General features: G+C 63.3%; 19 protein-coding genes. 4 read left to right on the forward strand and 15 right to left on the reverse strand.

The window, feature by feature from the left end:
* Positions 1 to 126: 126 nt before the first annotated feature.
* The 10 genes from IVB26_RS34395 to IVB26_RS34440 form a co-directional block, all read right to left on the reverse strand.
* Complete coding sequence (locus IVB26_RS34395) at positions 127 to 852, reverse strand: SDR family NAD(P)-dependent oxidoreductase (protein ID WP_247969391.1); 726 nt, start codon at positions 850 to 852, stop codon at positions 127 to 129.
* Positions 845 to 2,227 carry a class I adenylate-forming enzyme family protein gene (locus IVB26_RS34400; protein WP_247969392.1) on the reverse strand — a complete coding sequence of 461 codons (1,383 nt, stop codon included), beginning with the start codon at positions 2,225 to 2,227 and terminating at the stop codon, positions 845 to 847. Before IVB26_RS34400 ends, IVB26_RS34395 begins: the two co-directional genes overlap by 8 nt.
* A complete protein-coding gene (locus IVB26_RS34405) occupies positions 2,214 to 2,459 on the reverse strand; it encodes an acyl carrier protein (protein ID WP_247969393.1) in 246 nt (81 codons plus the stop codon). The genes IVB26_RS34400 and IVB26_RS34405 overlap by 14 nt, the downstream gene beginning before the upstream one ends.
* A 141-nt stretch (positions 2,460 to 2,600) precedes the next feature.
* Positions 2,601 to 4,406 carry a long-chain-acyl-CoA synthetase gene (locus IVB26_RS34410; RefSeq protein ID WP_247969394.1) on the reverse strand — a complete coding sequence of 602 codons (1,806 nt, stop codon included), beginning with the start codon at positions 4,404 to 4,406 and terminating at the stop codon, positions 2,601 to 2,603.
* 233 nt (positions 4,407 to 4,639) lie between these two features.
* Positions 4,640 to 4,909 (reverse strand): DUF3551 domain-containing protein, encoded by a 270-nt coding sequence (locus tag IVB26_RS34415; RefSeq protein ID WP_247969395.1) that lies wholly within the window; start codon positions 4,907 to 4,909, stop codon positions 4,640 to 4,642.
* A gap of 33 nt (positions 4,910 to 4,942) precedes the next feature.
* A complete protein-coding gene (locus IVB26_RS34420) occupies positions 4,943 to 5,221 on the reverse strand; it encodes a DUF3551 domain-containing protein (RefSeq protein WP_247969396.1) in 279 nt (92 codons plus the stop codon).
* A 126-nt stretch (positions 5,222 to 5,347) separates the two neighbouring features.
* A complete protein-coding gene (gene htpG, locus IVB26_RS34425) occupies positions 5,348 to 7,225 on the reverse strand; it encodes a molecular chaperone HtpG (RefSeq protein WP_247969397.1) in 1,878 nt (625 codons plus the stop codon).
* Between the two features lie 122 nt (positions 7,226 to 7,347).
* Entirely contained in the window at positions 7,348 to 7,782 is a 435-nt protein-coding gene (locus IVB26_RS34430) for a hypothetical protein (RefSeq protein ID WP_247969398.1), read from the reverse strand.
* A gap of 356 nt (positions 7,783 to 8,138) precedes the next feature.
* A complete protein-coding gene (locus tag IVB26_RS34435) occupies positions 8,139 to 10,220 on the reverse strand; it encodes a tetratricopeptide repeat-containing protein (protein WP_247969399.1) in 2,082 nt (693 codons plus the stop codon).
* Between the two features lie 64 nt (positions 10,221 to 10,284).
* Entirely contained in the window at positions 10,285 to 11,418 is a 1,134-nt protein-coding gene (locus IVB26_RS34440) for a patatin-like phospholipase family protein (RefSeq protein WP_247969400.1), read from the reverse strand.
* Between the two features lie 410 nt (positions 11,419 to 11,828).
* On the opposite strand from IVB26_RS34440, the gene IVB26_RS34445 reads away from it, so the two are divergent.
* Positions 11,829 to 12,986: a DNA/RNA non-specific endonuclease gene (locus tag IVB26_RS34445; protein ID WP_247969401.1), complete on the forward strand. Its 1,158-nt coding sequence runs from the start codon at positions 11,829 to 11,831 to the stop codon at positions 12,984 to 12,986.
* 63 nt (positions 12,987 to 13,049) lie between these two features.
* On the opposite strand, the gene IVB26_RS34450 is transcribed toward IVB26_RS34445, so the two are convergent.
* Entirely contained in the window at positions 13,050 to 13,649 is a 600-nt protein-coding gene (locus tag IVB26_RS34450; protein WP_247969402.1) for a nuclear transport factor 2 family protein, read from the reverse strand.
* Positions 13,650 to 13,831: 182 nt separating this feature from the next.
* On the opposite strand from IVB26_RS34450, the gene IVB26_RS34455 reads away from it, so the two are divergent.
* Positions 13,832 to 14,686 (forward strand): energy transducer TonB family protein, encoded by an 855-nt coding sequence (locus tag IVB26_RS34455; protein ID WP_247969403.1) that lies wholly within the window; start codon positions 13,832 to 13,834, stop codon positions 14,684 to 14,686.
* A gap of 69 nt (positions 14,687 to 14,755) precedes the next feature.
* On the opposite strand, the gene IVB26_RS34460 is transcribed toward IVB26_RS34455, so the two are convergent.
* The gene (locus tag IVB26_RS34460; protein ID WP_246918998.1) at positions 14,756 to 15,562 is read right to left on the reverse strand and encodes a response regulator; all 807 of its coding nucleotides are present in this window, start codon (positions 15,560 to 15,562) and stop codon (positions 14,756 to 14,758) included.
* A gap of 230 nt (positions 15,563 to 15,792) precedes the next feature.
* Here IVB26_RS34460 and IVB26_RS34465 point away from each other — a divergent pair, with 230 nt between their 5' ends.
* The gene (locus tag IVB26_RS34465; protein ID WP_063197653.1) at positions 15,793 to 16,026 is read left to right on the forward strand and encodes a NepR family anti-sigma factor; all 234 of its coding nucleotides are present in this window, start codon (positions 15,793 to 15,795) and stop codon (positions 16,024 to 16,026) included.
* Positions 16,026 to 16,574 carry a sigma-70 family RNA polymerase sigma factor gene (locus tag IVB26_RS34470; RefSeq protein ID WP_011090521.1) on the forward strand — a complete coding sequence of 183 codons (549 nt, stop codon included), beginning with the start codon at positions 16,026 to 16,028 and terminating at the stop codon, positions 16,572 to 16,574. Before IVB26_RS34465 ends, IVB26_RS34470 begins: the two co-directional genes overlap by 1 nt.
* 86 nt (positions 16,575 to 16,660) lie before the next feature.
* Here the strand turns inward: IVB26_RS34470 and IVB26_RS34475 are convergent, their stop codons facing one another.
* The 3 genes from IVB26_RS34475 to IVB26_RS34485 all read right to left on the reverse strand — a co-directional run bounded on the left by IVB26_RS34475 (position 16,661) and on the right by IVB26_RS34485 (position 20,115).
* Positions 16,661 to 17,359, reverse strand: a complete 699-nt coding sequence (locus IVB26_RS34475) for a nitroreductase (RefSeq protein WP_247969404.1) — start codon at positions 17,357 to 17,359, stop codon at positions 16,661 to 16,663.
* A 133-nt stretch (positions 17,360 to 17,492) separates the two neighbouring features.
* Positions 17,493 to 18,737, reverse strand: coding sequence for an acyl-CoA dehydrogenase (locus tag IVB26_RS34480; RefSeq protein ID WP_247969405.1), 1,245 nt, complete (start codon positions 18,735 to 18,737; stop codon positions 17,493 to 17,495).
* Positions 18,738 to 18,867: 130 nt separating this feature from the next.
* On the reverse strand, positions 18,868 to 20,115 hold the full coding sequence (locus IVB26_RS34485) for an acyl-CoA dehydrogenase (RefSeq protein ID WP_247969406.1): 1,248 nt from the start codon (positions 20,113 to 20,115) through the stop codon (positions 18,868 to 18,870).
* Positions 20,116 to 20,171 lie beyond the last annotated feature (56 nt).

Below are 20,171 nucleotides of genomic sequence, written 5' to 3' on the forward strand. Positions count from 1 at the left end.
GGACTGCTCTCTGTCGATTAGGGCAGATCGATTGACGTAACCCAATCGATTGCGAGGCATCTTACGACCAAATCCGGCTGAATGTCATTGTGCCGGATCAACGCAATTATGATCGCAGGGTTCCGCTTACGCCGTATTCCCGGCGTCGACCGTGAACACGGTCCCGGTGACATTGCGGCCGCCCTCGCCGAGCAGGTATTCCACCATGCGCGCGACGTCGTCCGTCTCCGGCAGGCGGCGCAGCGCGCTGCGGCTGGCGATGCGTTTGCGCCCCTCGTCGGAAAGATTGTGCGTGAGTTCGGTGTCGATGAAGCCCGGCGCGATCGCGTTCACGGTGATGCCGACCTTGCCGACCTCGCGCGCCAGCGAGCGGGTGAAGCCGGTGGCCGCGGCCTTGGTCGCGCCATAGACGGACAGGCCGTTATAGCCGGTGGTCGCGATGATCGAGGAGATGTTGATGATGCGGCCGGCGCCGTCCGCCATCATCTGCCGCGCCACATATTTGGTGAGGATGATCGGCGACAGCACGTTGAGCTGCACCAGCGCTTCGATCTCGGAATTATGCATGGTGGCGAGCAGGCCTTCGGTACCGAGGCCGGCATTGTTGACGAGGCCGTAGACCGGGCCGAATTCGTTGCGCACCAGTTTTGCAAAAGCCGGAATCGCGTCGATCACGGCGAGGTCGCAGGCGCGGAAATGCAGGCGCCCGTCAGACCCGGCAATCGCAGCCTTGAGCTCTTCGCTCTCACGCCGCGCCGCCGCGATCACGTTGTAGCCGGCGCCAGCGAGGCGTCTGCCGATCGAAAGACCAATGCCGCGACTGCCGCCAGTGACGAGAACGTTATTATGCATCGGTTCGCGCCAATTTTCCGGCCGGGGTGACATCGAGCGCCTCGACGAAGCGGATCACCGCCGGCACCTTGTGCGAGGCAAGCTGGGCGCGGCACCGCTCCAGGATCTGGTCGCGGATCTCTTTCGCGCGCGCCGGATCAGTGCCCTCAGTGAGGATCACGTCGGCGACCACGATGCCGCCGGTGATCGGGCTCTTCCGCGACTTGGCCCGAGACATCCGCACGTCGGGATGGCGGTTGATCACCGCCTCGATCTCTTCGGGATGGACCTTCAGCCCACCGATATTGATGATGCCGCCGCGGCGGCCGACAAAATAGTAGCGCTCACCGCGCAGCTCGACGATGTCGCCGCTGTCGACAAATCCGTCGTCATCGGTAAGCGGGGCGGCATTGCGGCCGACATAGGCATGCGCGGTGCGCGTCGAACGGATACGGAGCGAGCCGTCGACCACTTTCATCTCGACACCGTTGCGATTGCCGAGATAGTCGGCCGGAAAACCTTCCAGCCCGTCATTCACGGCGAAGCCGACACCGGCTTCGGTGGAGGCATAGGCATGACCGACGGAGGAATTTGGAAATGCCGCCTTCAGGCCGTCGAGCACCGCCTGGTCGGCGATTTCACCGGAGAGGCGGACGTAGCGAGGCGCGAATTGCGTGGCCGAACCGCTCATCAGGAGCTTGCGCCAATGCGAAGGCGTGCCGGAGATGTGCGAGACGCCACGCGCCTTCAGCCGCGTCACGTGATCACCGAGCGCCTCATGCGGGTCCGACAACACCATCGAGCCGCCGGAGAGAACGGCGCGAAGGAAGATTTGCAGGCCGCCGTAGCGGCGAATGTCGTAGAATGTCGCCCACACCGGCGCCGGTCCGCGCGCGGGACCTTCGGCGACGATCGCACCGGTGAGCGCCTCCAGTGTATGGCCCGCGATTTTCGGTACGCCCGACGTGCCCGAGGTGAGCATCAGCCATTCCGTGGCGCGTTCGGACCTGACCGGCGCGGTGGCTTCAAGCGGCAAGTGTGCGGTGACGACGAGCGCGATGCCCGTGTCGGCCCAGCGGTCGGGCTCGTCGGTGACGACGGCGTCAATCTCGGCATCCGCGATCAGCGCGTCGAGATGTGCCGGGTTGAGATCGGGTGGACACAGCAGCATGCGACGGGCGATGCCATCGAGCTCGATCATGGCAAGGCCGGAGCGAAGCTGGTCGGATAGTTTGAGCAGCACGGCGCGACCCGACAGCTCGCGAAGGCGGCCGCCCAGAACCGTCTGCGACAGGATCTCGGTCAGCGACACGACATCGTGCGCATCGGAGATCGTGCGGCCCTTCAGCTCCGCGCCGAGATGGTCGCGGAGCGCAAAGATCTCACGCGGGGACATTTTCGTAGGCCCGCACGAAATCGCCCACCGTGGCGGGGAATGCTGCGTCCTCGGAAATGGTGAAGGGGTCGACGCCGGTGTCGTCCTCGAGACGCGCGACCAGAATGGCGAAGGCGAGCGAGTCGAAGCCCGTCTCGTGCAGGGACAGATCGTCCGAAAGAGCGGGAAGCGTGACGTGCTGCTCTCTGGCGATCTGCTGGATCGCCTCAATGACCTTAGACCTTACCGACATGGCTGGCTCGCTTTGTTATCGTTGGTGTTGCGGCGGCTCTTGCTGGCCGCCTCCCCATGGCCGCTTGTTTACCCGACAGAAGTAAATGCCTTCTTGGACAATTCAGGTAAAATTGGACCTATCTGCGGATTTTGGCGGGATCTACAGCCTGATCGAGCCGTCCAGGATCCGCGCATAGGCCTCCGCGTCCAACGCCACATAGGCCCCGGATTCCGGGTCTGCCATGAACAACGGATCGGAGATCGCGGCTGGATCGAAGCCTTCCCGCGCGAGATCGCCCTTCTTCTGCTTGAACGTCTCGGTCGCATCGATCTCGCAGGAGATGCGGATGAAAACCGGGCATGCATAGGCCGGCAGCCGCTGCGCGAGATGTGCGGGCAACGCGGCAATGTCAAAACCCTCGTTGACGACGATCGCACTCATGCCGGCGCGGCCGTCGGTGCCGGAAATGCTGACGCCGTAGGTGGTCGCATCGACCACGCCGGTGAAGTCGCGCATTGCGTCATTCACCTCCGAGGTCGCGACGTTCTCGCCTTTCCAGCGGAAAGTGTCCCCGATGCGATCGACGAAATGGAAGAAGCCCTTGTCGTCAATCCGCATCAGATCGCCGGTGCGGAACCAGGCATCGCCCCTGGCAAACACATCGCGAAGAATCTTCTTTTCGGTCTCGCCGGTGTCGGTGTAGCCCTCGAAGCGGCCGCCGCCCTCATCGGCGGTACCGATGCGGCCGATGGCTTCGCCGGCCTCGCCGCGGTCGCAGGCGAGGCACAATCCCTCTTCGTTGCGCAGCGGCATGCCGCTGTCCGGGTCGAGCTTGACGAGATTGGCAGGGAAGCGATGCGCGAGCAGCGGCGGGATGCGACCAATCGCCCCTCGCTGGCCCTCGACGTTGAACAGCGAGAAATTGCCTTCCGTCGCCGCATAGAATTCGAGGATACGGGGAATGGCGAAACGATCCTGAAAGTCGCCCCAGATGTCGCCGCGCAGGCCGTTGCCGCAGACGAGCCGGAGACGATGACGATTCTCGTATTCCGACGGCGGCGCCTTGAGCAGATAACGGCAGAGCTCGCCGATATACTGAAACAGCGTGCAGTCGTGGCGCACAATGTCGGACCAGAAATGCGAGGCGGAGAATTTCTCAGCGATCACCACCGAGCCACCGGCAGCAAGCATGCTGCACGGCGCGACGATGCCGCCGACCGAGTGGAACAACGGCAGGCAGTCATAGAGCCGATCCTGAGGCGTCGCGCCGGTGAGGCCGGCGAACCAGAAACCCCAATTGAGAATGCGGCGGTGACTGATGCTGGCGGCTTTCGGCAGGCCGGTGGTGCCTGAGGTGTAGATCAGCAGCGCACGGTCATCGATGGTGACCTCGCCGTGCTCCTCCGGCGACAGCGGCGCCTCGTCCAGCGCCGCCAGCGCGACGTCGATCGCGCGATCGCCACGGGCATCGCCATGCGTCCACACCTTGGCCTGCGTTTTCAGATGCGGCGTAGCGCTCTCCAACACCCCCGTCAGCTCATGCGCCACGATGATATGAGCGGGCCGGGCGACGTCAATGCAATGCGCGAGCGATTGCCCGACCAGCTTGGTGTTGAGGAGCGCGATCACCCCGCCAACCCGGCTGATGCCGAGCCATGCCGCGACATAGTCGATGCCGTTCGGCATGATCAACGCGACGGTATCACCCTTGGCCACGCCGAGCGAGCGCGCCCAGCGCGCGTAGCGATTGATGCGCTTCGACAGACCTGAATAGTCGAGACTTCTGTCATCGGTGACCAGCGCGACCCGGTCGGGCTGGCGCTGCGCCCAGTCATCGACGACGTCGGCGAACAGGCGGCCTGGCAGTGTCTCGATGCGCGCGGTGAGCTCAATGGCCTTCAGCCAGATCTTTGAAGCCGACGGCGCGCGCGCGGTTTTCGGTTGCTCGATGACACCGGTCGTCATGCCGTTCGTTCTTTCGGGCCGTGGCTGCTGTTCCTCCAAGCTTAGCCGGCGCGCCCTGCCCAGGTGTTAAGAGGTGGGGTAAAACACGGTTAGCGCGCGATTAACGCTAGTCATCCCTTACCAGTCCAAGGGGATCGTGCGCGAAAATCTCTGGCCCAAGGTGATGGAATCGCGGAGATCGGGAGAGCGGCGGCAGCACTGCACTGAAGCAGGAGTGTGCCGCGCCTTCCGCGCTAGCCGGTTTGCCTGTGACGGAAGCGCGGCGGCGCTGCATTGAGCGGATAATACGGATTGAGGTCACAGATCGCGGAACGGCCGAAAGCGGTGGCGCGGCACTGCGGCAACGAGGTGAAGGAGCAGTCGTACCACTCCCCACCTCCCCCGTTCGCACCTGAATAAACGTGCATGCAGACGGGGTAACGCGGATCAAAGGTCTGCGCATGCGACGGCGCGGCCGTCAGCAGTGCGCCAGCAGTCATGATCAGGCCGAACGAGAAGCGCATGAGCAGTATTCCTTTACGCTGCGCCGCGGATCGCTATTGCACCTTCTTGTGGCGCCGGCGCGGCGGCGGCTGGTCGAAGGCGTAATAGGGGTTGAGGTCGCAGCTCGCCGAGCGGCCCGATGCGGTCGCGCGGCACTGCGGCAGCGAGGTGAAAGAGCAGTCGAAATAGTCGCCGCCACCACCGCCGAAGCCACCGCCGGGCGTGTAAACGTGCATGCACACCGGGTAGCGCGGATCATAGGTTTGGGCGCCGGCATCTGCCGCGACGAACAGCGTCGCAATCGCGGTGAGGGTCAAGATCGACAGGCGCATGGACACATCCTCGAATCGACGGCGTCGGGAGTCTGATGCCGACGGCCTCCTATGGCATAACACCAGGCCGGTTGCGACTGTTCCTAGGTGCAGATGACGGCAAGGTGAGCGCTGCGGGCTGCGGCGCTATGCGCCGAGCCCCTGCAACACCAGCCGGTTCAGCCGCGCCGCAAACGCGGCCGGATCTTCCGGCAATTCGCCGTCCAGGATCTGCGCCTGTTCGAGCAGGAGCAGGCTGAGATCGTCGACCGCCTTGGAGCCGGCCTGAGCCTTGGTGATCGCGCCCACCATCGGATGGCGCAGATTGATCTCCAGGATCGGCTTGGTTTTCATGCCGCGATTTTGCTGCGCCAGGATTCGCTCCAGCTCGCGGCTCGGCCCCTGGCTGTCGGCGACGAGGCAGGAGGCCGAACTGGTGAGTCGCGTCGAGGCCTTGACGTCGCTGACGCGCTCGCCAAGCGCGGCCTTGATCACCGCGATGGTGGCGGCTTCATCGGCGGCCGGCTCCTCCTTCTTCGGCTCGTCCTTGTCGTCGACCCGCGGAATCAGGTCGAGATTGAGATCGCCCTGGCTCAGCGATTTCAGCGGCTTGCCGTCGAACTCCGAGGGCATCGAGGTCCAGAAGGCGTCGACCGGATCGGACAGCAGTAGCACCTCGATGCCGCGCGCGGTCGCGGCCTCGAGCCGCGGATTGGATTTCAGCCGCTCGATGCTGTCGCCGACGAGATAATAGATCTCGGTCTGGTTCGGCTTGAAATCGGCGATGACCTGCTTCAGCGACCGCTTCTCGCCCGACGTCGTGGTGAAGCGCGACAGCGCCAGCAGCTTTTCGCGACGTTCGAAGTCTTCGTAAATGCCTTCCTTCAGCACCGCGCCGAAGGCGTCCCAGATCTTGGCGAAATCGTCCGGATCCTTCTCGGCGAGACTTTCGAGCTCCGAGACGACCCGGGTCGCCACCGCCTTGCGGATCTGCGCGAGCTGCGGATTGTTCTGAAGCATCTCCCGGGAGATGTTGAGCGGCAGATCCTCGCTGTCGACGACGCCGCGGATGAAGCGGAGGTAGCCTGGCAAGAGATCGGCGTCATCGGTGATGAAGACGCGGCGGACGTAAAGCTTCACCAGGCCCTTGCGGTTCGGCTCGAACAGGTCGAACGGCTTGGTCGAGGGCGCGAACAGCAGCACGGCGTAGGAGTAGCGGCCCTCGGCCCGGTAATGCAGCGTCATCGCGGGATCGTCGAAGGCGGACGCGATCTGCTGATAGGCCTTCTTGTAGTCGTCCGCGGTCAGCTCGGATTTCGAGCGCTGCCAGAGCGCGCTCGCCGAATTGATCTGGCGCGGCTCGCCTTCATCCGGCACGAGCTCGATGGGAAACAGAATATTGTCGGAATAGGCACCGACGATGCGCTCAATCTCGTAGGTCTCGAGATATTTCCTGGCATCATCCTTGAGGTGCAGAACGATCTCCGTGCCGCGCGTCAGGCGCGCGGCCTCCTCGTCACTGGCACGAGCAATCTCGAAGCCGGAGCCGCCGGAGGATGTCCAGGTCCAGACGTCGCTCTCGCCGGCGCGGCGGCTGAGCACGACGATCTTCTCCGCGACCATGAAGGCGGAATAGAAGCCGACGCCGAATTGGCCGATCAAGCCGAGGCCGTCCTTGGCCTCCTTCAGCTTCGACACGAACGCCTTGGTGCCGGAGCGAGCGATGGTGCCGAGATGATCGATCAGCTCCTGCCGCTCCATGCCGACGCCGTTGTCGGCGATTGTGAGCGTCGTGGCCTGCTTGTTTGGAATGATGCGGATCTTGAGGGCATCGCCCTCGCCGAGCAGCGCCGGGCTGGCGATCGCCTCGTAGCGCAACTTGTCGCAGGCATCCGACGCGTTGGAGACGAGCTCGCGCAGGAAGATGTCGGTCTCGGAATAGACGGAGTGCACCATGAGGTGCAAAAGCTCGGAAACTTCGGCCTGGAAGGGCTGCGTATGCACAGCCATGTCTGACGTCGTCATGCGTTTACCCGGTCAAAACGAAGGGGAAGAAACCCGGGATATAACGCGAGCGTAGGCGGGATCAAGTGGACGTGAACGATCCAGCTCTCGGCGGAAGGACGGCCGGTCCGGCGCCCGGCGGATCAGGTCACGCAACGGCCTGGCTGAAGCAACTTTGCCACCTCGGTCAGCGAGCTGACCATCGGCTCGCAGGCGATCGTCGGCTTGTTGCGGGTCCGCTTCTGGTTCTGGAGCAGCACCGGCGGCTTGGCGTTGCCGGTCTCGATCACCGCGGGAACCCGCAGCAGCACCGAGGTGTCGGCGAGGTCGTTCAGCCGCATTGAGACGGTGCGGGTGGCTACCGGGGCCGGCTTGATCTCGGCAAAGCGGTCGGCCTTGCCGGCACGATTGACGTTATGGCTTGCGCTATAGCTCGGCGCGAAGTTCGAGCCGTGGCTCGGTACGTCGGCGACCGCCTGCCAGCGGTCGGCCAGATCATGGCCAGAGGCCAATTGCACTGCGCCGAGCGTTGCGACAATCGCGGCGGCGCCCAAAAATACCTTATGAATCTGTGACATGGCTGTCGATCCCTCGCCCCATGGCGATCGCGGGAACAACGCGGGCGGAGGACCGGGGGTTCTTGGCCGTTACGATCACTTAACCGTGTGCGATAAATGCTGCAGCGTGCGCAAAATATTTCGCAGGGCATGGAACGACTCGCGCAGACAGGAGTCGTCTCAACAGCCGGCTATTCCCCCCTGCCCCATAAGCCGGCGACGTAGGGCGCGACTGTGGTGATGCCAGTCGCGCCTTACTTTTTTTGCGCTCATCGCCGCTCCAGCTCGACCGCCAAGGCTGAAGGCGATGAAAACCTCGATGTTTTCGCCGCCCCCCGGAGCGGCAGAGATCAAGCCAAATCGCAGCCTGGCTTCGCTTACGTACCGCCGGTCTTCAGCAATTGCCGCGCGTCGAGTTCGACCGTCTTGAATCCCCAGTCCGCCGCGACCTTCACGAGATGCGCCGTGCCCCCGGGGCCGTCGGGATCCTTCTCGCGATTGTAGAGCGCGACCAGCGTCAGGTAACGCGCTTGCGCGGCCAGGGCGCTGAACATCATCCAGAGATTATTCCGCTGCCAGATATCGTAACCCTTTTTGCCGGAGAGCCAGCGCGGCAGATCCTTGGATTCGGCGAGCACGCGAGGCGTCACGCGCTGGCAGAGTTGCTGGTATCGCATCACCCAATCGACCCCGCCGTGATTGACCGATTCGGCCTGGAACTGGGCCTCTGGCAGCGCCAGCATGAGCTGCGTGGGGACGTTGAGCGCGTTGCAGACCTCGTGGAACAGGATGTCGCTGCCACAAGCCCCGCCCGCTATGCCGAACGCAACGCCGCCACTCTCGTTCATCTCGTCCTTGACCGCTTTTTCGATCATCTTGCGCGCCGCGGCAACCGCCTCTTGTGTGTTGGGAAAACGCGGGTCGTTCTTGTCCCGGCGGGGCGTGTCGAGCATATGGCCCGTGAAAAGGATGACCCGCACGGGCAGCGCCACGGGTTGATCCGGCGCAGCCTGGTTCATCTCCCTCAGCGCGGCTTCGACATTTGCCGACAGCACCCCGAGCTCGCGAAACAGCAGGAGATTACGCCGCGCCGCGTCGATTTCGAACGGACCCGCATTTGCCAGGCCTCTTCGATAGGCGGTCCCGGCTTGTGCCGGCTTCTCGGCCGTGAGGAACGACAGGTCCGCACGGCTGATCTCCTTCCAGATGTCGAATTTCTCGCCCTTCCGCATCACTTTGTCATCGTTGCCGACGGCCAGGTTTAACGCCGCAGCGAGACGACCGGCGCGGCGCTCGCTGGTCTTGAGAGCGACGGTCGCCGCGTCCCCGTCATCGAAACTTTCAGCCCAGACATCGGGGAGCGCCTTGGCGAGACCGATCTGGATCGTCAGCATCGCAAGCGCATTGATCCCCGCATAGAAGCTGTCCAGATCTTCGGCGAAGCCATCGAGATAATGCTGGATGGCGGAGGAAAGATGCGGCGAGCGGAGGGCCGCCTCGCGTTGCGCATCGAGGGAGGCCGCGGCCTGCCAATCGTCAATCCATCGCGTCTTGGCGTTGCTTCCCAGCAATGAATGTCCCTCGGCGCGGTGAAACCGCCGCTCCGCCGATTCCTTGGGCGTCTCATCGCGATCATTCGGCGGCATCGTGCGGGCGAGGACCCGATTGATCGCCTGTTCCGAACGCGTGATGCAGTCGAGCTTTGAATCGGGACCAAGGGCCCTGGCCGCCAGCTTCTGATAGATCGTGCCCAGGCGGTAATTGGCCTGAAAATCGTTGCTGTCCAGGGCCCGCAGCAGTTCGAACGTCTTCTTGGCTCCGGCGAGGGCCTTGATCCGAAATTGCGCGTCGCCAACGATCCGCAATCCCGCGCTTCCCCATTCGAAACCGCGGACCTCCTGCGCGAGCAGCCGCAGGTCGCCGGCGCGACCCGCCTTTTGCGCGATCTCGACCTCTTCCTGGAAATCGAATGGCACGACCATGAGCGCGGCCCGGTCGTGCGGCGTCAGGCGTGGGAGCAACTTGAAGACCGGGCTGTCCTTGTTGGTGTCGGCAAGCGTCGCCTTGAGCGACTCGATAAAGCCAGGGAGCGCGGCGGCAGGGTTCGCCGGATCGTATTGACCATATCGATCGGTCTGAAGATCGAAGGGATACTTGTCCTGCGTATCCTTGGCGCGCATCAGCAGGGTGTGCCGATCGCGCAGACCGTGCCGGATACCAAGCTCGTAGAACACATTGGCGTTGTGGATGGAGAGGTCGGCGATCACCAGATCGGAGAGCACCAGCAGCCTGAACATATCCTCCCGGATGTTGCCCTGCCGCGTGATCTCGAGCGTGGTGCGGCCTTCAATTCCAGCCGCCGTGAGCGCAGGCGCGATAAGCTCCCTTTCCACCCGATCGAAATCGATGCCGTCCTGCGTGGCGAAGGGACGAACGATAAAAGCGCGCGTGACTTCCATGACTAAACATCTCTGGATCTGGATCAGAAGCTACGCCTGAGCCACCGGCCGCCGCCGGATCAGCTCAATCGAAGCCGGACGGAAAGTGTTCCGGCTTGACCTGCACCTCCGCGGCAAGCCGCCCGATGTCGGCAAGCTCCGCGAGATTGTTGGGATCGTCCATCGCCGCGATCTTCGCGACAGCTTCCGGCGCAAAGTCGCGCTTGACCGTGGTCTTCAGCCAGTCGGACTCCAGGAGCACGTTGTAGCGTGCATAGGTGGCCAGTTGCGGGCCGCTCTGGCTGTCCAGCTTCATATCCCCCATGGCGCGGTCGATCGCCCATGGCGTCAGGCAGTTCGTCAGCCATTGCAGCATCGACTGATTGACGCGCCCGCAATCATCCATAAGGGATTGCAGCGATCGCAGGCCCTGCTCGGCCGCAGCCATGCCCGTGATCTGTTCCGTGGTGTAAGTCTTCTTGAACGTGCCCGTGCCGATCGAAATCAGCAACAGCTTGTCTCTGCCGGTCGGCCAGCGAAAACCATGGCCATCGAGCGCGGCCAGCATCAGCAGTTGCAACGATGGGTCGTTGAAGGGGCTCACACCGCCGTCGACGAACGCGCCGGCGACGACGTTTCCATCACGCGAGGAGATGTCGATCTCCTGAGGCTTGAAATAGGTCGGTGCTGCCGTGCTCGCCCGGACCACCTTGGTCAAATGCAACTTGCCGTCCTGCGCGGCATATCGCGCGGCGGGATGGTTGTGCAGCGGCCAGGGACTGCCGGTGTCGAGGCGCTTCGTCATGATCATCAAGCCGGTGCGGATGCGCTCGCTGTCGAGCGTCGTGTCTGCCCCGAGTTGCTCATCGAGTGCATCTTGAAGTGGCTCAGATTTGAACTTCGGCGCCAACAGCCCGAGCCTCCAGAACTCGGCCTGGAAGACATCCGTCCCGATCCCGGTGTAGAGCTTCTTGAGTTGCTCAACCGTCAATCCACAGGCCAGACCGGCCGCAATGATCGACCCGGTCGATGTGCCCCCGATGAGATCGAAATAGTCGCAGAGCAGGAAGTTCGGATCGTTGAATCGTCTCCTGAATTCCCGCTCCATGACTTCAAGATATTCGAGGGTGAGAATGCCGCGTATCCCGCCCCCATCGAGAGCCAGTATCCGCTTTGGTCCGTTCGTGCTGTCCAAATGTTGTTGCTTGGTCTTGGGCATCTGGCCCTCCCAGGCTGCAAAGGCAGCCGATACCGGCTGCAGCAATTCGAAAAGCTCACAATATTCTGTTTTGCGATGGCAACGAAATCTGCCGCCGCATCCAATTCGATCCGACCGTCAATATCGGTCGCTCAAGACAACTATCTTGCACGAAACACATCCTAAAGTATAGTGGCCTAGATTGCCGGCAGAGAAAAAGGCCAGACCGTCCTCGTCATCGTTCGTGGCTTCGCGCTGGGATGCAGAAAAAGAATTCCAGATGGAGTGCGGCAGACGCTCGAGCCTTGGCTGAGGCGGAGCAAGGAATTCATGAGCAGCGTCCTGTCGTCACTCAAGACAGAGACGAGCAGTTGCGACCGGTGATTGCCGGTTGAACCGAAGGGGTGTTGCGCTCGACAGGATCAGGTCGCATGGCTGACATTTTCCTGAGCTACACTCATGTCGATCGGCCGCGCGCCCGGCCGATCGTGGATCTTCTTGAAGAGCAGGGCTGGACCGTTTGGTGGGACCGCGGCATCGAACCGGGCATGCCATGGCGGCCCGAGCTCGATGTCGAATTGGCGAACTGTCGAGCCGTCGTCGTGCTGTGGTCGCAGACGTCGACGGCCAGCGAATGGGTTTGTCATGAGGCACGCGCCGGCCTGAAGAAAGGCGCGCTGGTGCCTATACTCCTCGACGAAGACAAATTCCCGACCGAGTTCGCCGCTGTGCAGGCAACCGATCTTTCGCGCTGGAACGGCGAGACAGACCGCACCGAGGTGGAAGCGCTGCTGCGCCAGCTGGCGCGTCTCGTCCCGCCCTCGCGTATCGATACGGTTCGTCCGGGCTTCGATCCGGATTTTCTCGGCAAGACGCGCCCGCTCTCTCTACCCGGCGTGAATGGCGCGGTCGCCGTGTTGCGCTATCTGCACTTCACGGTCGTGATGAATCCGGCGCGTCGGCTCGCGCATTACGTGGCTTACAATTGCGACGGGAGCCAATTCGTCGACGAGCCGCGCAGCGCGGATAAATGGTCGCCCGATCCGCTGCTTCCCCCGTCGTTGCAGATGAATTTACCGTTGCTGCGACAGAGCCCTTACGACCGCGGCCACCTCATGGCCCGCTCGACGGGCTGCTGGGGCGAGCCGCGCGCTGCCTCGATCTCGGCGCGCCAGGCGTTCTACTGGCCCAACGTCGTGCCGCAGCACCAGCGGCTCAATCGGGATTGGTGGCACGCGTTGGAACAGTGGGAGCGTGCAATGGCGCAATCGCGAGGCCGGCTGACAGGCTTCAGCGGGCCAGTCTTCTCCGACAACGATGAAGCCTTCCGCGGCGACGTCGAGTTCGAGCACGGCCTGATCGCGCGCGACACTTTTCGCGTAGCGCGGGCCTATTGGAAAGTTACGGTCGTGGCCGCTCCACGCGGCCGCCTTGCTGTCGCAGCCTATCTGATGGACCAGGTGGCGATGGTGGCACAGGACGTTGGCCGCCGGATCGAGATCGGCGACTACCGCGTCACGCTCGCAGATCTGGAAAGGATCGCGCAACTCCGCTTCGCGGCATCCCTGCACGAGGCGGCCGCGTTATGAGTTTGCCGCCGAAGGGACGCCCCTGGCCGTAAATGCAACGGCGCCCTGCTATCGCTCGAGGCATCAGGAGACCTTCCCTGCCAGCCATATCCGTCCCTCGCCATACAGCTTCTCCACTTCGGCGCCGGTCAGGCCTGGCATGTCGCGCTTGACCTTGTAGCCGATCAGCTCCTGCATGTAGGCAAGATGGCGATAACCTTCGGGCAGCGCGGCGAGCGCCTTCTGGTCGAGACGGAGTGTCGCTGCCGGATCGACCGGGTCGATGCGGTCCTTCTCGTAGATCGGCTGGCGGCGGACGATGCCCCATCTTCCCTGCCGCTTCTCCAGGAAATCATAGAAGCGCCCGGTGCAGACGACGTCGCAGAGCACGTCGTGCACCGGCGCGCGCTGCGAGATCGTCATCTTGGTCTGTGCGATGGCCCGCTCGCCCGCGAGATCGATGCTGGTGCCGCCGAGGAAATGCAGGATGCGAACGCCCCTGGCAAAGCCCTCCTGGCTGACGCGCATGAAATCCCGCGCCGGTCCCTGAAACCAGGTCGCGGACATCCAGCCCTCGTCATGCCAGACCGTGGCAAAGCGCTCCCAGTCACCGGCGTCGCGCCACACCGCCCAGTTCTCGACGAGGTCGCGGATAGCGAGGCGGTCGAGGAGTTGCTGATCCATGGTGCGTTTCTCCCGGCAGTGCGACGCTGCGGTGGATGTCATCGGCCCGACGTATCAACGGGCGCAATTGGATTGCCGTCAAGCGCCCGATGCTTCGCGGCCGTTCGAACTGCCCACAGCGAGAGAACCGATACGAGCAATGAGCCTTGCAATCAACTGGACCGCGATTAGTATTCGCAGCGATGCAGATGAAATTCCTTTTGTTAGCCGTGCTTCTCGGATTGTTCGCGACTTTTCGCGCTCATGCGCAGACAGATGCGCAGAGCGAAAGTATCCAGACCTGGAAGTCGAAGCTGTCAGCCCACATCGCCAAGAGCAGGCTATTCCCAGCCCAGGCACTGGGGCAAACCGGTGAGGCCAGGGTCAGCTTCGTCGTCGACCGGTCCGGCAAATTGGTCGCGCGGGCACTAGCTGCGAGCACTGGCTCGCGACTGCTCGACGATGCTGCGCTGGAGATCGTCGCTCGTGCCCAACCGTTTCCGCAGCCGCCTTCGGAAATGAAGGAAGAGACTTACTCTTTCGTGGTCCCGATTGTCTTCAGCGGTCGTCGATTTCAGGTGCCAATAAACCGACTGGTGCTGAGCACGCCGGCCTCCGGCTTCGCGGAGTCCGAGGCTATGGCCGCCTGGCGCAAGGCGGTCACCGAGCACGTCTGGCGCAACCGGGTGTTTCCTTCGCAGGCAATCAGCCAAAAGGCTGATGCCGGCGTCATGTTCGTGGTCGACCGCTCGGGCAAGTTGATCTCAAGCGCCTTGGTGGAAAGCACGGGCTTCGCGCCGCTGGATGTCGCGACGCTGACAATGGTCGAGCGTTCCGTGCCGTTTCCGAAACCACCCGCCGAGGCGAAGGACGACCTGCAGAGAATAACTGTCCTCATAGCTTTCGACGGGACGCAGCCGAACCTGGCACCGTCGCCCGAACGAGAAAAATTGCTCCAATCCTGGATCGAGGACCAGGCCAAGCTGAATGCAAAATCCCCTGGACCGGATGATACAAAGCTGAATTCCATGCTTCGCAGTATCTGCCGCGGGTGCTGAGGCAGGGTGCCGGCAAACAAAAACGGCGCGCCTTTCGACGCGCCGTCCTCGTGTTCGATACAGGTCTTCTTATGCCGCCGGCGCCTTCGGCGTGCGGTTGCGCGAGTTGCGCTGGAAGAACAGCGCCTGGCTGGCCACCGCCGACACCATCGCGGGCTGGAACGGCTTTGAGATCAGGAACGCCGGCTCGGGGCGCTCGCCGGTGAGGAAGCGCTCGGGGTAGGCGGTGATGAATACCACCGGCACCTCGAAAGTGCGCAGCAACTCGTTGACGGCGTCCAGGCCCGACGAGCCGTCCGCGAGCTGGATATCGGCGAGGATCAGGCCCGGCCGCTTGTTCTTGGCCAGCGCCACCGCATCGGCATGGGTCCGCGCGACGCCGACGACATTGTGGCCGAGATTCTTCACCAGGCTCTCGAGGTCCATGGCGATGAAGGTCTCGTCCTCGATGATCAGCACGTCGGTCGCGATCTCGGCCGCCATCTCGCGGCCCGCTGCGTCCGCAAGGCGCCGCGTCTCGCCGACGTCGGTGCCGAGGATGTAACCGACTTCCTCTTCCGAAAATCCCTCCAGCGAGAGCAGCAGGAAGGCCTGCCGCGGCAGTGGAGTGATATTGGACAGACGCCGCTCCGGCGGCATCGGCAGGGTCGTCACCTCCGAATCGTCGTTGACGGAGACCGAATTCCAGATCTGGGTGAACAGCCGAAACAGGCCGGCGCGCGGCCCATGGCTCTCATCGAGCACCGCCGGATCTCCCAGCATGGCTTCCAACATGGCTGCGACGTAGGCGTCACCGGAGGCCTGGCTGCCTGTCAGGGCGCGTGCATACCGGCGCAACAACGGCAAGTGTTCAGCAACAAGCTGTGAACGGGACATCCCCACTCCATTCGTGTTCGGGCCGGCCTTGAGGTCAATCCTGAGGTCAGGCGTCACGCGGGGGGCCCGGGTTCCCCTGCTGGGCTGATTACGCCTCAGCCTGAGAAAAGTTCCGTTCGGGCGGGAACTTTTTCTCGAACCTGGAATTGTGCCTAACCAGGGAACGGCTCCCGGTTGAGAAAACCTCTCGAACTTACAGTAACTTAACTCGGGGAAACGTGGAACAGGTCATGAAAGATCTCAAGTCTCAAGCCAGCAGAAGCACGACCCCCGGCAAGGGAGGCCTCACTCCGGAGATACAATCCCGGATCGGGCATCAGTTGCGCGCCATGTATGATGATGTCGTGCGTCAAGGGGTTCCAGATCGGTTCGCAGAACTGATCAAGAAGCTTGATGCGCCGGGAGCGACACCCCAATTGGGCGATGAGGGCGGATCCAACGACAACAACAATGGGAGGGATTAATGCCTCTCACGGACTCCCTGCGTAACGACATCCTGGCGGCCGTGCCCAGTCTTCGCGCGTTCGCCATTTCGCTCAGCGGCAATGCGGACCGCGCCGACGATTTGGTCCAGGAGACGCTGCTCCGCGCGCTCGCCAACATCGACTCGTTCCAGCCCGGCTCCAACCTGCCGGCGTGGCTGTTCACGATCCTGCGCAACCTGTTCCGCTCCGACTATCGCAAGCGGCGGCGCGAGGTCGAGGATGCCGAAGGCAACTACGCCAAGACGCTGAAGACACAGCCGTCGCAGAACGCGCATCTCGAGTTCGAGGAGTTTCGCACGGCGCTCGAGAAGCTTCCGCAGGACCAGCGCGAAGCGTTGATCCTGGTCGGCGCCTCGGGCTTCTCCTACGAGGATGCGGCCTCGATCTGCGGCTGCGCAGTCGGCACGATCAAGAGCCGCGTGAACCGCGCCCGCTCGAAGCTCGCCGCGCTGCTCTATGTCGACGGTGCCGAGGATTTTGGGCCTGACGAGACCGTGCGGGCCGTGATCGGCGGCAGCGGCGGCTGACGGCCGGCGTCAAGCGAACCGAAACGAAAACGAAGGCGGCCGCTTCCGCGGCCGCCTTCACGCGTCCGAAAGATGGCGGCCCTCGATCATTCGTCCACGAAGGTCACGGTGTCAGCCACGCTCGCACGCGAGGTACGGTAGCTGTTGACCTTGTGGTCGTCGTCGGCATAGCCGAACGAGATGCCGCAGACGACCCGGCGATCGTCGGGCAGATTGAAGTGGCGGCGGATCAGGCCGGAATGCCGCGCGAGCGCGGCCTGCGGAATCGTGCCGAGCCCGAGCGCCTGCGCGGCCAGCATGAAATTGCCGACATAAGCGCCGCAATCGATCGCACCGTAAATGCCGAGCGGCTCGTTGGTGTGGATGATCGCGACATGCGGCGCGCCGAAGAAATTGTAGTTCTCCAGCGCCTGCTTGGCGTAGGCGCTTCTGTCACCGCGGGCGATGCCGAGCGTGTTGTAGAGCTGAAAACCGCTTTCCCGGCGGCGCTCCAGATAGACGCCGACATATTCGCGCGGCGGCGTGAAATCGTAGTCGTCGCCGAGACCGCCCGAGGCCTCCTTGTAGATCGCCTGGCGAAAGCGCTCCTTGGCAGCGCCACTGGCGATGACGACCTGCCAGGGCTGGCTGTTGCACCATGAGGCCGTCCGCTGCGCAGTGGTCAGCACATGCTCGATGGCCGCGCGGTCGACTTCCTTGGGAAGGAAGGCGCGGACCGAATAGCGCTCGCTGAGGAGCTCTTCGAGCACGCCGATACGATCGTTCTGTTTCACTTTTGCGTCCATGGATCAGCTCGCGCTCTTCGTAGGGTGGGAAGGCGCGTAGCGCCGTGCCCACCGACAGACTTACCCCGGAGCATCTGCATATGGTGGGCACGCTTCGCTTTGCCCACCCTACGAGACGCACCGAGAGGTGAGATCACCGCCCCTTGGTCGGGATCTTGTTGTACGGCACGTCCTTGTCGACGCGGATGTCGCCGGGCAGGCCCAGCACCCGCTCGGCGATGATGTTGCGCAGGATCTCGTCGGTGCCGCCGGCGATGCGCATCGAGGGCGAGGACAGCAGCATCTGCTGAAATTGGCCCTGCACGGTCTCCTCGTCGCTGCCTGTGAGAACACCGGCCGCGCCCTGGAGGTCCATGGCGTAGGTCGCGATGTCCTGAAGCATCATGCCCGACACCAGCTTGCCGATCGAGTTCTCCGGGCCCGGCCGCTCGCCCTTCGAAAGGGCCGAGATGGTGCGGTAGCTGGTGTACTTCAGCCCGTTCGATTTGGCCGCCCAACTCGCCAGCTTCGAACGCACGGCAGGATCGTCGATCGCAAGTCCATCCTCCAGCATGAGATTGGAGCAGAACTCGAACATCTCAGGCACGCCGGTCGCGAGGCGCGAGCCGATCGACATGCGCTCGTTCATCAGCGTGGTCAGCGATACGCTCCAGCCCTCGCCGACGGCACCGAGCCGCTGGCTGTCCGGAATCACCACGTCGGTGAAATAGACCTCGTTGAACTCCTGCATGCCGTTGGCCTGCTTGATCGGACGGACCTCGACACCCGGGCTCTTCATGTCCAGGAAGAACATGGTCAGGCCCTTGTGCTTGGGCACGTTCGGATCGGTGCGCGCGATCAGGAGGCCGTAGTCGGAATAATGCGCGCCCGAGGTCCAGATCTTCTGGCCGTTGACGACCCAATTGTCACCCTTCTTCTCCGCGCGGGTGCGCAATCCCGCAACGTCGGAGCCGGCCGACGGTTCGGAGAACAGCTGGCACCAGATCTCCTCGCCCGAGGCGAGCTTCGGCAAATAGCGGCGCTTGGCATCCTCGCTGCCGAAGGCCATCACGGTCGGGCCGCACATGCCCTCGCCGATCTGGAACGGCTGCGTCAGCTTGCCGTAGACGCCCTCCTCCTGCTGCCAGATCACGCGCTCGATCGGCGTGGCGCCACGGCCGCCATACTCCTTCGGCCAGTGCAGGCAGGCCCAGCCGCCTTCGGCCTTCTTCTTCTGCCAAGCCTTGCCGACGTCTACGATGTCGTGCTGGGCGAGCCGGATGCGGCCGAGCGAGGATTTTGACAGCTCGGCGTGAAGCTCCTTTGGCGCATTGGCCTCGACCCATTTGCGCGCGGTCTCGCGGAATGCGGCTTCCTGCGGGGTGTCGTCGAAATTCATGGCGGACCTTTCAATTCTCGCGCGGTGCGTAGGGTGGGCAAAGCGAAGCGTGCCCACCACCTTTCGTTCTTTCGTTCTCGACAGAGTTGGTGGGCACGGCGCGTACCGCGCCTTTGCCCACCCTACGATTCTAGCCTCTCCCCTTCGTCGGGATCTTGTTGAACGGCACGTCCTTGTCGACACGGATATCGCCGGGCAGGCCCAGCACCCGCTCCGCGATGATGTTGCGCATGATCTCGTCGGTGCCGCCTTCGACGCGGGTGCCCGGCGCGCGCAGCAGCATGGCCTGAAAACGGCCGGCAAGTTCGGCGTCTTCGGGACCGCTGACCACGCCGCTCGCACCCTGCAGGTCCAGCCCGTAAGTCGCGACGTCCTGGATCATCGAGCCCGCCACCAGCTTGCCGATGGAGTTCTCCGGCCCCGGCCGCTCGCCCTTCGACAGCGCCGAGATCGCGCGCATGCTGGTGTATTTCAGCCCGCTCGCCTTCACCGCCCAGTTGGCGAGCTTCGAGCGCACCGCGCGGTCCTCGATCGCGGGGCCGTCATCGAGCATCAGGCTGGAGCAGTACTCGAACAATTCAGGGAAACCGGTCGAGACAGCCGCACCGATCGCGCTGCGCTCATTCATCAGCGTGGTCAGCGAGACATTCCAGCCGTCACCGACCTCACCGAGACGTTGATGGTCGGGAATGCGAACATTGGTGAAATAGACCTCGTTGAAATCCGAGGCCCCGCTCGCCTGCTTGATCGGCCTGACCTCGACGCCGGGGCTCTTCATGTCCAGGAAGAACATGGTGAGGCCCTTGTGCTTGGGCACGGTCGGATCGGTGCGGGTGAGCAAAATGCCGTAGTCGGAATAATGCGCGCCCGAGGTCCAGATCTTCTGGCCGTTGATGACCCAGTCGTCGCCATCCTTCTCGGCGCGCGTGCGCAGGCCCGCGACGTCCGAGCCGCCGGCCGGTTCGGAGAACAGCTGGCACCAGACCTTCTCACCGGAGGCGAGCGGCGGCAGATAGGTGCGTTTATGCTCCTCGCGCGCGAACGCCATCATGGTTGGCCCGCACATGCCGTGACCGATGATGAACATGCGAGACAGCTGGCCGAACGGCCCCTCTTCCTGCTGCCAGATCACGCGTTCGATCGGCGACGATCCGCGCCCGCCATATTCCTTCGGCCAGTGCAGGCAGGCCCAGCCGGCGTCGGCCTTCTTCTTCTGCCAGGCTTTTGCGACCTCGAGAATGTCGGCATTCTTGAGCACGGTGCGGCCGAGCGAGGATTTGCGTAGCTCCTCCTCATATTGCTTGGGCGCATTGGCGCCGATCCAGGTCCGCGCGGTGGCACGGAATTCGGCTTCCTGCGGGGTGTCGTCGAAGTTCATTTTCTCGGTCCTCGGCCGCGCCGTTCATCTCGTAGGATGGGTAGAGCGCAGCGAAA

This window comes from Bradyrhizobium sp. 195 (genome assembly GCF_023101665.1).
GTDB lineage: Bacteria > Pseudomonadota > Alphaproteobacteria > Rhizobiales > Xanthobacteraceae > Bradyrhizobium.

Excerpts from the sequence above, each read along its gene's own strand:
- IVB26_RS34395 (WP_247969391.1), bottom strand. The coding sequence starts at position 852 with ATGCATAATAACGTTCTCGTCACTGGCGGCAGTCGCGGCATTGGTCTT.
- IVB26_RS34400 (WP_247969392.1), bottom strand. The coding sequence starts at position 2,227 with ATGTCCCCGCGTGAGATCTTTGCGCTCCGCGACCATCTCGGCGCGGAG.
- IVB26_RS34405 (WP_247969393.1), bottom strand. The coding sequence starts at position 2,459 with ATGTCGGTAAGGTCTAAGGTCATTGAGGCGATCCAGCAGATCGCCAGA.
- IVB26_RS34410 (WP_247969394.1), bottom strand. The coding sequence starts at position 4,406 with ATGACGACCGGTGTCATCGAGCAACCGAAAACCGCGCGCGCGCCGTCG.
- IVB26_RS34415 (WP_247969395.1), bottom strand. The coding sequence starts at position 4,909 with ATGCGCTTCTCGTTCGGCCTGATCATGACTGCTGGCGCACTGCTGACG.
- IVB26_RS34420 (WP_247969396.1), bottom strand. The coding sequence starts at position 5,221 with ATGCGCCTGTCGATCTTGACCCTCACCGCGATTGCGACGCTGTTCGTC.
- htpG (WP_247969397.1), bottom strand. The coding sequence starts at position 7,225 with ATGACGACGTCAGACATGGCTGTGCATACGCAGCCCTTCCAGGCCGAA.
- IVB26_RS34430 (WP_247969398.1), bottom strand. The coding sequence starts at position 7,782 with ATGTCACAGATTCATAAGGTATTTTTGGGCGCCGCCGCGATTGTCGCA.
- IVB26_RS34435 (WP_247969399.1), bottom strand. The coding sequence starts at position 10,220 with ATGGAAGTCACGCGCGCTTTTATCGTTCGTCCCTTCGCCACGCAGGAC.
- IVB26_RS34440 (WP_247969400.1), bottom strand. The coding sequence starts at position 11,418 with ATGCCCAAGACCAAGCAACAACATTTGGACAGCACGAACGGACCAAAG.
- IVB26_RS34445 (WP_247969401.1), top strand. The coding sequence starts at position 11,829 with ATGGCTGACATTTTCCTGAGCTACACTCATGTCGATCGGCCGCGCGCC.
- IVB26_RS34450 (WP_247969402.1), bottom strand. The coding sequence starts at position 13,649 with ATGGATCAGCAACTCCTCGACCGCCTCGCTATCCGCGACCTCGTCGAG.
- IVB26_RS34455 (WP_247969403.1), top strand. The coding sequence starts at position 13,832 with ATGCAGATGAAATTCCTTTTGTTAGCCGTGCTTCTCGGATTGTTCGCG.
- IVB26_RS34460 (WP_246918998.1), bottom strand. The coding sequence starts at position 15,562 with ATGTCCCGTTCACAGCTTGTTGCTGAACACTTGCCGTTGTTGCGCCGG.
- IVB26_RS34465 (WP_063197653.1), top strand. The coding sequence starts at position 15,793 with ATGAAAGATCTCAAGTCTCAAGCCAGCAGAAGCACGACCCCCGGCAAG.
- IVB26_RS34470 (WP_011090521.1), top strand. The coding sequence starts at position 16,026 with ATGCCTCTCACGGACTCCCTGCGTAACGACATCCTGGCGGCCGTGCCC.
- IVB26_RS34475 (WP_247969404.1), bottom strand. The coding sequence starts at position 17,359 with ATGGACGCAAAAGTGAAACAGAACGATCGTATCGGCGTGCTCGAAGAG.
- IVB26_RS34480 (WP_247969405.1), bottom strand. The coding sequence starts at position 18,737 with ATGAATTTCGACGACACCCCGCAGGAAGCCGCATTCCGCGAGACCGCG.
- IVB26_RS34485 (WP_247969406.1), bottom strand. The coding sequence starts at position 20,115 with ATGAACTTCGACGACACCCCGCAGGAAGCCGAATTCCGTGCCACCGCG.